At 36.6% G+C, this 15720-nt stretch carries 9 protein-coding genes; 3 read left to right on the top strand and 6 right to left on the bottom strand.

Going from position 1 to position 15720, the window contains the following annotated elements:
• Positions 1-91: 91 nt before the first annotated feature.
• Genes IGB25_RS09105 through IGB25_RS09095 form a run of 3 tightly spaced genes read left to right on the top strand, consistent with a single transcriptional unit; the run spans position 92 to position 9441 of the window.
• The gene (locus IGB25_RS09105) at positions 92-2887 is read left to right on the top strand and encodes a choice-of-anchor L domain-containing protein (RefSeq protein WP_211064739.1); all 2796 of its coding nucleotides are present in this window, start codon (positions 92-94) and stop codon (positions 2885-2887) included.
• A gap of 6 nt (positions 2888-2893) precedes the next feature.
• The gene (locus IGB25_RS09100) at positions 2894-8407 is read left to right on the top strand and encodes a T9SS type B sorting domain-containing protein (protein WP_211064738.1); all 5514 of its coding nucleotides are present in this window, start codon (positions 2894-2896) and stop codon (positions 8405-8407) included.
• A 14-nt stretch (positions 8408-8421) separates the two neighbouring features.
• Positions 8422-9441: a type IX secretion system membrane protein PorP/SprF gene (locus IGB25_RS09095; RefSeq protein ID WP_211064737.1), complete on the top strand. Its 1020-nt coding sequence runs from the start codon at positions 8422-8424 to the stop codon at positions 9439-9441.
• Here the strand turns inward: IGB25_RS09095 and murI are convergent.
• The 6 genes from murI to IGB25_RS09065 form a co-directional block, all read right to left on the bottom strand.
• Positions 9438-10232, bottom strand: coding sequence for a glutamate racemase (gene murI, locus IGB25_RS09090; protein WP_211064736.1), 795 nt, complete (start codon positions 10230-10232; stop codon positions 9438-9440). The two genes, IGB25_RS09095 and murI, sit on opposite strands and share 4 nt — an antisense overlap.
• A gap of 57 nt (positions 10233-10289) precedes the next feature.
• Positions 10290-10799: an OmpH family outer membrane protein gene (locus tag IGB25_RS09085; RefSeq protein WP_211064735.1), complete on the bottom strand. Its 510-nt coding sequence runs from the start codon at positions 10797-10799 to the stop codon at positions 10290-10292.
• 247 nt (positions 10800-11046) lie between these two features.
• Positions 11047-11685 (bottom strand): OmpH family outer membrane protein, encoded by a 639-nt coding sequence (locus tag IGB25_RS09080; RefSeq protein WP_247653468.1) that lies wholly within the window; start codon positions 11683-11685, stop codon positions 11047-11049.
• 4 nt (positions 11686-11689) lie between these two features.
• On the bottom strand, positions 11690-14329 hold the full coding sequence (locus tag IGB25_RS09075; protein ID WP_371815888.1) for an outer membrane protein assembly factor: 2640 nt from the start codon (positions 14327-14329) through the stop codon (positions 11690-11692).
• The gene (locus IGB25_RS09070) at positions 14262-14999 is read right to left on the bottom strand and encodes an isoprenyl transferase (RefSeq protein ID WP_211064733.1); all 738 of its coding nucleotides are present in this window, start codon (positions 14997-14999) and stop codon (positions 14262-14264) included. The genes IGB25_RS09075 and IGB25_RS09070 overlap by 68 nt, the downstream gene beginning before the upstream one ends.
• A gap of 1 nt (position 15000) precedes the next feature.
• The gene (locus tag IGB25_RS09065; RefSeq protein ID WP_211064732.1) at positions 15001-15714 is read right to left on the bottom strand and encodes a DUF6089 family protein; all 714 of its coding nucleotides are present in this window, start codon (positions 15712-15714) and stop codon (positions 15001-15003) included.
• Between the last annotated feature and the right edge of the window lie 6 nt (positions 15715-15720).

Here is a 15720-nt window from a genome sequence, read left to right as displayed (position 1 = left end):
TAACCCAACTCGATGTCTAACCTTTGAATTTATCTCAGATGGTTCAATAACCGACCTGGGTTGGGTAGCTGAAATTAAGTGTCAAGAAAATATGTTTCCTATAAGTAATGGCACTGTCAATACTTGCGAAGGTCTTTTTACCGATACTGGTGGTGCAAATGATGAATATGCCAACAACGAAAACTTTGTTTATACCATTTGCTCTGATGATCCTGATTTTATTTCTGTTTTAGAATTTCAAGAGTTTCAACTTCAAGATGGAGTTGATACAATGATTATCTACGATTCTGATACCAATGACCCTGCTTTTGAAATTGGAACGTTTACGGGTGATTTAGCAAACAACCCACAACTTCAATCCATTATTGCAACAGAAGACAGTCCTTCGGGTTGTTTGACCATTGAATTTATATCAGATGGTAGCGTTACAGATATAGGTTGGAGTGCTTACATTTCTTGTAAAGAGCGTTTTTTGATTAGTGATGGACCAGTAGTAAACACCTGTAGTGGAAATTTCTTTGATAGTGGTGGGCAAGATGGGAACTATTCTAATGACGAAAATCAGATTTACACTATTTGTCCTGATGCCTCTAATTTATTTACCATTTTGGAATTTCAGGAGTTTCAACTTCAAAACGGTACTGATACAATGATAATTTACGACTCTGATACCAATGACCCTCTTGCAGAAATTGGAACGTTTACTGGAAATTTAGCTGACAATCCTGAACTTCAACTGATTGCAGCAACCGCAAATAATCCCACGCGATGTCTGACCATTGAATTTATTTCAGATGGTTCAACAACTGATTTAGGTTGGGTAGCCGAAATTAATTGCCAAGAAAACACATTTCCTATAAGCAACAACACCGTGAATACCTGCGATGGACTATTTACCGATAGCGGTGGTGCAAATGCTGAATATACTAACAATGAAAACTTGGTTTATACCATTTGTTCCGATGATCCTGATTATATTTCAGTTTTAGAGTTTGAAGAGTTTCAGCTTCAAGACGGGGTTGATACGATGATTATTTATGATTCCGATACTAATGATCCCGCTTTTGAAATCGGAACTTTTACAGGCGATTTAGCAAACAACCCTGAACTTCAATCCATCATTGCTAATGAGAGCAGTCCTTCGGGTTGTTTGACAGTTGAGTTTATATCAGACGGCACTACCACTGATTTAGGTTGGAGTGCCTATATTTCCTGTAAAGAGCGTTTTTTGATTAGTGATGGACCAGTAGTAAACACCTGTAGTGGAAATTTCTTTGATAGTGGTGGGCAAGATGGGAATTATACAGCAGGTGAAAATTTTGTTTACACCATTTGCCCTGATGGTCCAAACCTGCAAACCATTTTAGAGTTTACAGCATTTACCTTAGCCAATGACGGCGTAGACGAAATGACTATATACGACGCTGATACTGCAGATCCTAATGCTGTTTTAGGAACTTTTTCTGGTACACTAGCAGGAAATCCAGAACTAAATTTAATTGTCGCAACCAATGCTAACCCAAGTGGATGTTTAACGGTTGTTTTTACGTCTAACACATTTTTCAATGCACCAGGTTGGGAAGCGGCCATTTCTTGTCGTCCACCTTGTCAAACCATTACGCCTGAAGTCGCCAATATTAGCCCAATTTGTTCTACTGATAATAGTGGTCAAGAGTTTGTTAATATCAATCAACCCATAACTTTTGTAGGAGATGCCACTACTTCAAGTGGAATTACTGACGACTTAACTTATGAATGGAATTTTCAAGGTGCTGTTTTAACTGGTCAGAGCGTAGATCAAATTTTCACAAACTCTGGTGATGTTGATATTGAGTTAACAGTAACGGATAGTTTTGGTTGTTTTGAGACTTTAACCTTTACAATAACTGTTGGTGAGAACTTAATTTTAGTTGATGACACACAGTTTACTTTAGACCAGCTTGTCAATGGTGTTTTAATTGAAGGCGCTTGTTCTATTGTTGAAAATATAATTTCCCCTTTAAGTGCAGAAGCATCCAGTGCGGGATTTGACAGCTACGGATATTTTAATAGAGGCTGTTCTAACTTTCCTTTTGAAGATGGAATAGTTTTAGCTTCGGAAGGGGTCAGTGGTATACCTACTGGTATCCCTTCCGAAAATCCTTTTGGACCAGGTGATCCTGATTTAAGTGCGCTTGGTGGTGGTGTTACCAATGATGCTACGGTCATAGAATTTGATTTTACACCATTTGTGGATCAAATATCTTTTAATTATTTGTTTGCATCTGATGAATATAACTTTCCTAGTTTAAGCTTTGTATGTACCTACGCAGATACATTCGCATTCATTTTAAGTGGTCCAGGTATTTCAAATACTAATGATTATGATCACGACGCCAATCCTTCTACACCAGATTTAACGCTTGATTTAGGAGGATTAAATATCGCTTTAGTTCCTGAAACTAATGTACCTGTTAGTGCCGTAAATGTTCATACTAATGATAGTTGTGGTGCGGGTTCTCTTGGAGAATTTGCTTTTCCTCAGTTTTTTGATGGTGCAAATGTACCACCAAATTATCACAAATATGATGGTCAAATGAGAGTGCTCACTGCACAAGCTGATGTTATTCCTGGGCAGGTTTACCATATTAAATTAGCCATATCAGATTTTTCGGACTCAATTTTGAATTCAGCAGTTTTTTTAGAAGGAGGTAGCTTTGAGTTAGGGGCGAATGTTGGTGATGATAGACTTGTATTAGACAATACTGTCGCTTGTGAAGATGATGTGGTTACACTAGAAGTTTTTAATGGTCAACCTCCAACGGGCTTCACTTTTCAATGGACACAAGATGGCGTGCCTATACCTGGAGAAACAGGAGCAACTCTCAATGTTACAGAAACAAAGTAGTATTGTGTGATTCCCACGTATTCCCTTGAAGATTGTGGAGGTGCTGAAGATTGTGCAAATATAGAGTTTATACCAAGATTTGATGAAAATGAAGACATAACTCAAAATTTAGATTTAATATTATGTTTACCGTTTAACGGTATTCCTGAGTATAATCTCAATGTTAATTTAGAACCAATTTTAGAAAACATCAGGCAGACTTTCTTTGATGAATTCCCTGATTATGCAATAGTCAATCCTAATTCAGAGCCTTATAATGTAACCTTTTACGAAACGGCTCAAGATGCAATCGATGGAACGAATGCTATACCAAATCCACAAAGTTATACGCCACCAAGCATTCCTTTTACAGTTCATTATTCGGTTAATAGTGCTATTATATCAGATTGTTTAGATACAGGAACTTTTGAGTTAGATGTAACAACTTCTAATGTTGGTACTTTAGAAGATTTAGATCAATGTAGTGATGTTCCAGGAACAGATATTGCCACATTTGATTTAACACAAAACGACACTAATGTGCTCAATGGAGAAGACCCTAATAATTTTGAAGTTTCTTATTATGAGTCTCAGCAAGATGCTATTGACGGGATTAATCCTATTCCTGATCCATCTGCTTACCAAAACTTATCTAACCCTCAAACTATATGGGCTTTGCAGGACAATCTTGAAAGTGTAGCTTGTTTTGATATCGGTTCTTTCCAAATAGAAGTTTTTCAAATCCCCGAAATCACCATTCCACCCGAAGACTTAACAGAATGTGGCGATTTCACCCTAACCCAAACTTTTGATTTAACCGAAAACAATGTGAGTAGTTTAGGCATATCAAACCCAGCAGACACACAATTGACCTACCACACCAGTCAAGGCGATGCAGATTCAGGAGATAACCCTATAAGCAACCCGACAGCTTATGAGCCAGGCGTAGAAATGCAAGAGATATTCATCCGTGCAGAAAATATAAACGATACAACCTGTTTTTCAACCGATAGTTTTACTATAGAAATATTAGATGTAGAAGCCAATCCAGTCCCTGATATGGAAAAATGTGAGATGACAGGAAGCACAGGACAAGCCGAATTTGATTTAACGGAGCAAAATGCTGAAACTTTTGGTCCTAATCAAGACGCTACAACACACAGTATCAGCTATTATATTAGCCAAGCTGATGCTGATGGTGGCAGTAGTCCTATTCCTAATCCAGACAATTATACCAATACAAGTAATCCTCAAACCATCTGGGTCAGAGTTCAAAACAACGACAACCCTGTGGAGTGTTTTGAGTTAACAAGTTTTGAATTAATTGTAAACGAACAACCCGAATTTGTCAATGCACCAGAAGATTTGTCAGAATGTTTTGATTTTGCAACACCACCAATATTTGATTTAACCCAAAATGATATTGTAAGTTTAGGTATTTTAAATCCCACAGAGACCCAACTCACTTACCACAACACCCAAGCCGAAGCTGATACAGGAGATAATCCTATACCAGATCCTGCTAACTATCAGCCACTTAACGAACAAATAAATATTTTTATAAGAGCAGAAAACACTGACGATTCAGAATGCTTTAGCATAACAAGTTTTACAGTAGAATTTTTTAGAGTCGAGATATTACAACCCGACGATTTAGGTTTATGCGACGACGGTAGTGGCACAGGTACAGCCACTTTCAACCTCACTGAAAACAATTTTGTGGTATTAGGCTCCAACCAAGACCCATCAACCCATTCGGTGAGTTACCACGAATCCCAACCCGACGCCAACGGCGGCGTAAACCCCATACCAGACCCGACGGCTTACCAGAACACGAGCAACCCACAACCAATCTGGGTCAGAGTCCAAAACATAGCCGATCCGACCTGTTTTGAGCTGGCCAGTTTTGAGCTATCGGTCACAGATTCGGCTCCAGTGGACTTAAACCCACCAAATATTGTAGAATGCGACGATGACAACGATGGGTTTTTCAACAACTTTGATTTAAGCGACCAAGACGATACTATTAGCCTTGGCAATCCAGATGTACTAGTCAGTTATCACTTAACCCAATCAGATGCCGAAAATAACGTTGGAGCCTTGAGTTCGCCTTATTCTAATGTGGTAGAAAGTGTTCAAACAATCTATTTTAGAACCGAAGACATCAACAACAGTTGTAGCTTGGTCAGCAGTTTTGAGTTGCAAGTAGTCGATAGCCCAATACTGACACCAATAGAAGATCCTCTATCGGTATGTGACGACAATACAGACGGCTTTTTATTTTTCGATTTAACCCAAGTCGAGCCAGAAGTCTTAGGCAGTTTAGCCCCCACAAATTTAGATATCACATACCACTTGAATGAAACTGATGCCGAGACTGATCAAAATGAGATAGCCCAACCGACGAACTATCAAAACACGAGCAGTCCTCAAACGATCTGGATACGAGTCACCGATACGAGCAATGCCCAGAATTGCTTTAATATCGAATCTTTTGATATCGAGGTTTTGCCATTGCCAGCTATTGTAGATGCAGAACCACTAGCGGTATGTGATGATGAGACCGGCGGGAATTTAAGCGATGAGATCGCGACCTTTGACTTAAATGATAAGATCGATGAAATCACCCAAGGGAATAACGAACTCAATGTCGAGTTTTTTGAGACCCCAACAGATTTAGCGAATAACAATCCGATAACACCAATAGACAGCTATGTCAACACGACCAACCCCCAAACGATAGAGGTGAGGGTTACCAGCCAGACGACGGGCTGTGAATCCTTTAGCAGTTTAACTTTAGTGGTGGATCCTATTCCAAGTTTGGCACCAACGCTAGAGCCTTTAGAGGTTTGTGATCCAGACAATGACGGCTTTGCAGAATTTGATTTAGAAGTCGCGATTATAGACATACTCAATAATGAACCCGAGGTGACTATCACCTTTCACCTGACCCAAGCCGATGCCGACTTAGGCGTCAATCCTATTGATACCACACAGCCTTTTGGAACAAACAACCCCAACCAACAAACCCTTTATGTCAGAGCAGAAAACACAGGGCCAAACGGCGATGATGGTACAGGTTGTTATGATACACGTCCATTAGATTTAATAGTAATCCCCAGTCCAGAAATACAAAACTTAGAAGACTTAACACGCTGTGATGATGAGACTGCAAATGGCTTTGCGAGTTTTGATTTAACCCAAAACACTCCAGAAGCTCTCGGCAATCAAGACCCGACAAACATACAAATCACCTATCACGAGACCCAACAAGACGCCGAGGATGGCATCAATGCCATAGCCGTACCGAGTAATTACACCAATATCACCAACCCACAGATTATATATGTGCGTATAGAAAATACGGCAACAGGCTGTGTTGACTTATTTGACTTTACAGATGATACCAATAATAGTTTTACACTAACGGTAGAACCATTACCAGCCATTACCGCACCAAGTGTGTTAGAAGTTTGTGATGATGATGCTAATCAAAATCCATTTCCACAGATTAGTTTTGATTTAACGGTCAAAGAGGCAGAGATAGTCGGACAACCGGTAGTTCCAGCCAACTTACAATTCACCTATTATGAAAGTCAAGCCGATTTAGACAATGACAACCCGATAACTGATCCGACGGACTATACCAACACGAGTCAACCGCAAAGTATTTTCATCAAAGTCGTTGATACAGCTACAGAAAATCAATGCTTTGATACGGTAATTATGACCATCAGCGTGTTGCCATTGCCAAGTCCAAGTGAGACCGACCCCGATGCTCTGAGATTAGAAGCCTGCGATGATAACAATGATGGTGTAGCCGCAGAACCATTTGATTTAACCCAAAGCGGAAACCTGATAGCTGGATCAGAAAATGTCAGTATCAGTTATTATCTCAACGAAAGTGGTGCAGAAAATGAAGATGCAAGAGACCTAATCACCACACCCGATGCTTACGTGAATGATCCCAGTTTAAACGAAACCGATGCCAATGGCAATCCGACCAATACACAAATCATTTATGCGAGGGTGGACAATGCCGTTGCGGGTAACTTCTGTTTTGTGATTGTTCCCTTTGAGATTGTGGTGCATCGTGCTCCAGTGCTCAATCCAAATGGCAATCCTTTTGCTTACACTTTGTGTGAGGACGACGATACCAATCCAGGTGTAGCAACCATATTTTCGACTCAGGACATCACGGACAACCTTTGGGATTTAACGAATGGCGACAGTGATGTCATCATCCCACTTTTAGACCCCAATATCACGCCAGGTCAAAGCATAGAAGATTTTACAGTGAGCTATCACTTAACGGAGCAAGATGCCGAAGATGGAGTGAATGAAATATCAGCAGGCTATCAAGCTAGCGATGGAGAAATATTATTTATACGAGTAGAAAACACCACAACAGACTGTTTTAATACGGCAGGAATCGGTCAAGTAGAAATGCAAATCCAGCCAAGACCAGCTATAGCCAATACTAACCCAGATGACATTGTGGTTTGTGCCGATGCCGTAGGTGCATCTGGTGTAGCCACGATAGATTTAACCCAACAAGATGTAGCGGTTAATCCAAGTTCACCAGCCAATACAATGGTAGTGTATTATGAAGGCATGATGAACTTTAATAATGCCACACCAATAGACGACCCAACGAATTATCAAACCAGTCAAACGCCACAGACAATCATAGCCGAAGTGGTCAATACGCAAACCTTGTGTGAGTCGAGTCGTTTTTTAAGTTTTGATATCATAGTTAATGCCTTACCCAATGTAGATATCAGTGGATTTGATGGTGCGATAGTTTGTATAGGACAAGACGGTGAATTGATAGAGAATGCAGACTCACCACCAATAATCGATACAGGATTAGACAGTGCAAACTTCAGTTTTGAATGGACTTTTGAAGGCACAGCATTGCCAGATACCACACCGAGTATAGAAGCAGATCAGCCAGGCGTTTACACCGTGACTGTAACCAACAACGCCACAGGTTGTGTAGGCACAAGCAGTGCAGAAATCATAGAGAGCAATCCACCGAGTTTTGAAGTCACAGTGTTATCGGCATCATTTAGTCAAAGTTATGTGGTAGAGGTCAGTAATATAGTTGGTAATGGCAATTTTGAATTCCAGTTAGATGATGGAGAATGGATCAGTTTAGAGCCAGGACAAACCACCTTGGTATTTAACGCTGTAACCCCAGGTACACATATAATAAGAGGCAGAGAAGAAGGCGGTTGTGGAGAGCAACAAGTGAGTTTTGCAACGATAGATTTCCCACCATTTTTCACACCCAATCAAGATGGTTTTAACGAAACATGGAATATCACAGGATTATCTAATCAACCTAACGCAAAAATTTATATATTTGACCGCTATGGCAAATTGCTCAAACAACTCAGTCCTGGCGGAATAGGTTGGGACGGAACATTTAACGGCAAAGCCATGCCATCACAGGATTATTGGTTTAGAGTAGAGTTTATAGAACCTACAACAGGTAGTCCAAGCACTTTTAAATCACATTTTACGTTGAAGCGATAAGAGAGAAAAAAAATATGAAATTGAAAAAAATAATTATAGTTTTAATAGCATTAGGGTTTTATAGTTTATCTAATGCTCAAGAAAGAGGGTTACCAATTTACAAGGATTATTTAACCGATAATTGGTATTTAATACATCCGTCTATGGCAGGAGCTTCAAACTACGATAAAATAAGAGTAACAGGGCGTCAAGCATGGTTTGATGTTGATGATGCTCCTAATTTACAAACGATTAGTGCAAACTTTAGAGCTGGGGAAAATGTTGGATTAGGTGGTATATTTTTTAATGATGCAAACGGTCGATTTTCTCAAGTTGGAGGATATCTTACTTTTGCTTATCATCTTCAGTTAACGGGTAGAAATTCAGTATTAAATCAATTATCATTTGGTGCTAGCATTGGAGTTATAGAAGAATCTTTAGATGAAACAGATATAGATATTGTTAATAATCCTGATCCTATAATTTATGGAGTAGAACAATCTGAAACTTTTTTTAATGTTGATATAGGAGTTTCTTATAATTATCAAGATTTTTTCATCCATACTACAGTCAAGAACATAATTAATCAAGATAGACAGATATTCAGTGAGAGATTTGAAAACGATAATCAGCGACAATACCTTATTTCATCAGGTTATAATTTTTATTTAAGAAATCCAAAATGGTCTTTACAGCCTTCTTTTATGTTCCAATATAAAGAATTTACAGAAGAAGCCAATATCGATATCAACGCAAAAGTATTCTATGAGTTAGAAAACAATAATCGAGTTTGGGGTGGCTTGTCTTATCGAGGAAGCTTTGATGGTGCAGAATATAGTTCAGATGGTACATCTGTTGACAGTCAAAAATTAAGTAATATTTCACCTTTTTTAGGTTTCACTTTTAATAATAGATTTGTGATAGCTTATACATATACTTATCAAACTAATGACATTGTCTTGACAAATTCTGGTTTTCATCAACTTACACTTGGCTATAATTTTGGTAAGAGAAGTGAAAAGTATAAATGTAATTGCCCAGCTGTAAATTATTAATAGACATTAATATCGTTGATATTTAGGTTAAGGTAGTGCAATACATTTTTTAAAGCATCTATTGATGTTTTGTTGGTGTAGATATCAATTTTTAGATTATGGTTTGTTTTTTTTCTTAAATTAGTGAGGTCTAAAATTTTGTTGGTTTGTTTAGCTACGGCAAAACCAGAGTCTATTATCTTAACGTTTTCACCCATAATTTTTTCAATATTTTTGGTAATAAAAGAGTAGTGAGAACATCCTAAGACTAGATAATCAATCTCATTTTTTATAAAAATTTCTAGTTGTTTTTTTAAGAGATTATTAAAATCTTTTGTGTTGGTGCAGTTGTTTTCTATAGCTTCAACAATTCCTCGTCCAACAACTTCAATAATTTCTGTCTCTTGTTTAAGCAATGAAGCATTTTTATAAAATAACTTGCTCGATAGTGTACCTTTGGTCGCTAAAACACCAATTTTTTTGGATAAGCTTTGAAAAGTCGCTGGTTTAATAGCTGGCTCTATACCTACAAATGGGATATCAAATTTTTCTCTTAATACATGTATGGCGTTAGTCGTTGCGGTGTTACAGGCTATAACAATTATCTTGCAGGAGTTATTAATTAAAAACTGGGTGTTTTTGATGGATAAGTTTACAATCTCCTGTTCTGTTTTTTCTCCATAAGGAGCATTAGCACTATCAGCAAAATAAATTAATTTTTCATTGGGCAGTTGCTTGTGAATTTCACTTAAAATAGACAGACCGCCTAGTCCAGAATCGAATATTCCAATGGGTGAATTTAGGTTTGACATAATAAAAAAAAGCCTCAAATTAACTGAGGCTTAAAATAACAAATATCTATCGGTTTATTATTTTGAAAGTTCTGCTTTTGCATCATCTAATAAATCGTATCCATCAGCTAGAAGTACACCTGAACCTATAGATGAATCTAAAACATAATCAAAGCCTTTGTCACGAGCAACTTTTTGAATGATGTTTCTCGCTTTTTCAAGTACTGGTCTCATTAATTCTTCTCTCTTTTTTTGCACTTCTCTAGTAGCGGTTTGGTTGTATTCCCTGATAGAGTTTTGCATCTCTTGAAGCTCTTGCATCCTTGCCTGATTTTGTTCGTCTGTCTTGGTAGGAGCCTCAGCTTTATAGCGTTCGTTTTTCTTCTGAGCTTCTTTTAAGAGTTCATCAATTTCGGCAGAATAAGTTTCTTCTACTTGCTTAATTTGTTTCATCGCATCTTGGTATGCTGGCATAGATTCAATAAAATCTTGTGTATTTATGTGAGCAATTTTAGATTGCGCATTCACATTGCCTACTAGTCCTAAAACTATGGCTAAAGTCAAAAAAATAGTGTTAATTGATTTCATAATTAATGGTTTACTTTATTGTTAGAATTTATTTTAGATTATTATTTATTATTTTCTCTAGCTTTTCTTATGGAGTCTCTTCTGTGTTGTGCCTCTTGTCTTCTTTTTTCAAATGCTTCTTGTCTTGCATTTCTTATGGAGTCTCTTACTTTTTCTCTAGCTTCTCTAATAGAATCTCTAAGTCTTTCGCGTTCGGATATTTGCTTTTGTCTTTCTTTTTCTTTTTCTTCATCTGCTTTGGCGTCTTTTACAGATTTATAGGGTTCATTAGCAATTTCTTGAAGCGGGTTTTTTTCTTGTTCTTCTTTTTTTCGTCGAGTTTATTTTCTCTGCGACTATCACGAGCACTTCTATTTATCATTTTCAATACTCTGTCGCTAATATCGTGCCGTTCTGCTGAAAAGAGCAATAAAGCTTCTGCAGAATTTTCAAAAATGAAGTCATACTCACGTATGTTTCCGATTTCCTGAACGGCATTAAAAACCTGATCTTCAATAGGTTGTATGAGTTGTCTTTTTTGAACGATAAACTCACCAGACGCACCAAATTTTGTTTCTTGATAATCTAAAAGTTGCTGTTGCAAAAAATTTATTTCATCTTCTTTTTCTTCAATAAGCTCTGGAGTGAGAAGTGGTCTTTCATTTTCGAGTTGTTCTTTAAGATTATCTATTTTAGTCTGCTTTAGTGCTATTTCACTTTTCCACTCTTGAATTTTTTGATCAAGCATTTGCGAGGCTTGGCGATATTCGGGAATATTATCAAGAATATATGTCATATCTACATAGCCTATCCTGAGTCCTCTTTGAGCATTGACGGTAGAATGGGCAACGACAATTGTAAAAATTGCTATTAAAATTGTTTTAGTATTAGATCCAAATATCAACATAAGTCTAGAATTGTTGTCCTATTATAAAATGTGTTTCCCAACCATTTGGACCTGTGTTAGTTCCTGGTATTGGGTCAAATCCGTATCCAAAATCAATGCCTAAAAGTCCAAATGCAGGCATAAATATACGCAATCCTAAGCCAGCAGAGCGACTTAACTCAAAAGGTGAAAAGTCTTTAAAATTATCGAATGTCGCACCACCTTCTAAAAATGTAAGTCCATATATTGATGCACTAGGGTTTAAGGTTATAGGATACCTTAACTCTAACGTAAATTTATTATAAATTGTTGCACCATCATTAAATGATTCTTCACTGATGTTAGTCCTTGATTTTGGTATGATAGATTGATTAGGATAACCCCTTAAACGTATAACTTCTCGTCCATCAAGTGTAACGCCAGCTAAGCCATCACCACCTACAAAAAATCTTTCAAATGGTGGAATGCCTCTGTCATTGTTGTATGCTCCTAAAAAGCCAAATTCTACATTGGTTCTCAGCACTAAATCGTCATAGAGTTTATTAAACCATTCTGCATTGAATTTAATTTTGTAAAATTCTAACCAATCAAAGCGTAATTGATCAATTCTTGCAAGTTCGGCTTCATCATTATTTTCTAAGGCAACTTCACGCTCTTCTTGAATTTTTCCATAGTCTCTTCCATCAAATGCTGAGTATGGAAGGGTGAATTTTGCAGTAACACCAAATCTTGATCCACCTTTGGGATAAATCGGGTTTGAAAATGTGTTATCTCTAGTTAGACCTAATGTGAAAGCTAAGTTGTTTGAACTTCCATTAGGAAATCGAAATAACCCCACATTAAAATTATCTAAGTTAAAGTGTTGAAAACTAACGGCTGAAGAAAATGTAAAATATCGGTCAGGGACTTGAAGGCGTTTAGCAAAGCCGACGCTTACTCCTGTAATTGAAAACTTTCTATCTTTATCAGCATTTCTAGTAAAAGGATTGAATAAAAATTGTGTAGTCTGTGAAAGTGAGACTGAAAACTGAACAGGTTTTCTGCCGCCTAACCAGGGTTCAACAAATGATAAGCTATATACCCTATAGGATTGACTGGTCTGAGCACGAATAGATATAGATTGTCCATCACCCATTGGTACAGGCTTATAAGCTTCTCCATTAAAAATATTTTTGATAGAAAAATTGTTAAATCTTAAACCTAAAGTTCCTATAAAACCACCACCACCATAACCACCTTGAAGTTCTATTTGGTCGCTACCTGTTTCTATAACTGGAAATTCAATATCAAGGGTTCCTTCTTTGGGGTTTGGATTTTTAATCTTAGGCTGAAGCTTTTCAGCGTCAAAAAAACCTAATTGACCCAACTCTCTAATGGTTGACATAATGGCTTGTCTGCTGTATCGCTGACCAGGTCGAGTTAGCAAATTTCTATAAATCACATTGTCGTTGGTTCTGTCATTTCCTGTAATCAAGACTTCGTCAAAGTAAGCAATTTTTCCTTCTCTTATTCGGATTTCATAATCAATAGTATCGTTATAAATTTTAGTTTCAACTGGTACAATGCGAGAAAAAAGATAGCCATCGTTTTGATAGAGATTGGTTAAATCTTGAGCGTCGGGTTTTGAGCCATCTGCTATTTTTTCTTGAAACAACACACCATTATAAGGGTCTCCTTTTTTGATACCAATAAGTCTAGATAGCTCTTCGTCTGAATAGGCCGAATTTCCAACAAAACTGATATCTCCAAAGTAGTATCTGTCTCCTTCGTTAATTTTTAAAGTGATTTCAATTTCTTTATCATTTTTTTTAACTACCGAATCATAAACAATTCTGGCATCTCGATATCCTCTTTCGTTGTATTGTTTTATGATATTATCTTTATCGGCTTCAAAATCTTCAGGAATCAGTTTAGAGCGTTTCCAAAACCTAGGCAAAAATTTCTGCTTAGTATTTTTCATAAATTTTCTGATTTTTCCATCAGAAAGTTTTTCGTTACCTTTTATATTAATGTTTTTAATTTTTACTTTGTCTCCTTTGAGAACATTGATGTTCATATTTACACCGATTGTTTGATCTAATGAATCTTTAACTTCAGTTGTATTTATTTTTGCTTCTGCATTGAGAAAGCCTTTTTTTCTGAGGTTTTTTGCAATGTTGTTTTTTGTGTTGGCTATAAGATTTTCAGTAACTTTTTTCCCTTTGGTCAGTTGATTGTCAGTGATTATTTTTTTCCTTTTTTTCTTTTTTATACCACGTACTTTAACATCTACAAGCTTAGGAACTTCTTTTATTTCTAACTCTAAATGAGCGACGTTGTCTTCTACTTTGGTCAAGTAAAAATTAATATCGCTAAACAGTACTAAATCCCATAGTTTTTCTAAAACTTCACTTAGCTTTTTGCCTGGAATGTATATTTCATCTCCTTTTTTTAATCCAGTAAAAGCAATCACTGTTTTTTCATTGTAGGAATTGGCTCCAGTTACAGTTATGCTTCCGATGGTGTATTTTTTACCACCAGACAGGGATACGTCTTGAGCCATTGAATGCGTTGTAAATAAAACAACACAAGCAAAAAATAAAAATATTTTGAGGCTGTTATTTAAGTTGTTCACTTGTTTTTCCAAATCTTCTTTCTCTTTTCTGAAAATTATTAATGGCTTCAAAAAGATGTTCTTTTGTGAAATCATAGTAAAGCTCTTTACAAAAATATAGTTCTGCATATGCAATTTGCCATAACATAAAATTGCTAATTCGTTGTTCTCCGCTTGTTCTTATTAGCAAATCTACATCTGGCAAATTATGGGTGTAAAGATGTGTATTTATGGTTGAATCATCTATAGTGTTGATGTCAATTAAATTATTTTTAACTTTTTGACTTATTTTTTTTACGGCATTGATGATTTCTTCTCTTGAACCATAGCTTAAAGCTAGGGTTAACTTTAGCTTATCATAGTTTTTTGTAGCATCTTTTACTTCTTCGAGTTGTTTTTTGACTTTTTCAGGAAGTTTTGCTGTGTTGCCGATAGCTGATAGCTTAATTTTTTTGTCATGCATATTATTGAGCTCTTTTCTTAAAGACGATAATAAGAGTTTCATCAAGCTATTGATTTCGTATTTTGGTCTTTGCCAATTTTCAGTTGAAAAGGCAAATAGTGTAAGATATTCAACTCCTAATTCTACACAAGCTTCTACAATTTTATTGACGGTAGTCGTGCCTTTTTCATGACCAATTACTCTTTTAAATCCTTTGTTTTTTGCCCATCGACCATTGCCGTCCATAATAATGGCAACGTGTTTTGGTATTTTGGATTTGTCAAGTTTGAGTTCAGTCATATTAAAATTTGCAATTGTAACACGGTTTTCTGCCAAAGGTACGGGTTATTGAAAACCCTGCAAATATATACCAATCGTTTGAATTAGAATTACCAAAAGCAGGGAAAGCATTTTCGTTGTTTAATTCTGATGGTGCACTGCCGTCTATGTTGTCTGAAAATGTATATCGAGCTGAAAATTCAGCGGATAGCACAAATTTTCTTCCTAATGTTGTTTTAACTCCTATTGTTAGCGGTAGAGCAAAATTATTAAGGTTATCGACTTTGATCAATTCATCTCCAGCTCTAGCAAATTGATCTGTAAAAAAATAAGCTATTCCTGTTGATAAATATGGGACAAGCTGAGGTCTTTTGAGGGCGTGCAAATCCCACTCCCAAAACGTGTATTCTAGACCTACTGATATTTCATTAATATCTGTAAAAAAGCTTAAATTTCTTGCTTGTCTTTCAGGGATGTTTGAATCGTTATCTATTCCAAATGTTTGAATTCTCATAGCTGAAAACCTAAAAGAATGCCTGTTGCTTCTGTTCCATCTAAACAATAAGCCATATGATATTTTGTCTTTTTTTGCATATTCATCAAAGCCTAAAACTTGCGTTGACCCTACATCTCCAACAAATGTTGTGCTACCCAACATCGGTCCAATTTCATAGGTTTGAGCTACTATATTATGAGATACGAATATTAAAAAAAGTAAGAAGCTTAAAAACTTCATTTATAG

Source organism: Flavobacterium sp. CS20, from assembly GCF_018080005.1.
GTDB lineage: Bacteria > Bacteroidota > Bacteroidia > Flavobacteriales > Flavobacteriaceae > Psychroflexus.
The sequence above is the reverse complement of the archived record's forward strand: the minus strand, read 5'-3'. Positions and strand labels throughout refer to the sequence as shown.

Bases quoted from the DNA above. Each gene is read 5' to 3' on its own strand.
- IGB25_RS09105 (WP_211064739.1), top strand. From the start codon at position 92: ATGTTTCCTATAAGTAATGGCACTGTCAATACTTGCGAAGGTCTTTTT.
- IGB25_RS09095 (WP_211064737.1), top strand. From the start codon at position 8,422: ATGAAATTGAAAAAAATAATTATAGTTTTAATAGCATTAGGGTTTTAT.
- murI (WP_211064736.1), bottom strand. From the start codon at position 10,232: ATGTCAAACCTAAATTCACCCATTGGAATATTCGATTCTGGACTAGGC.
- IGB25_RS09085 (WP_211064735.1), bottom strand. From the start codon at position 10,799: ATGAAATCAATTAACACTATTTTTTTGACTTTAGCCATAGTTTTAGGA.
- IGB25_RS09080 (WP_247653468.1), bottom strand. From the start codon at position 11,685: ATGTTGATATTTGGATCTAATACTAAAACAATTTTAATAGCAATTTTT.
- IGB25_RS09070 (WP_211064733.1), bottom strand. From the start codon at position 14,999: ATGACTGAACTCAAACTTGACAAATCCAAAATACCAAAACACGTTGCC.
- IGB25_RS09065 (WP_211064732.1), bottom strand. From the start codon at position 15,714: ATGAAGTTTTTAAGCTTCTTACTTTTTTTAATATTCGTATCTCATAAT.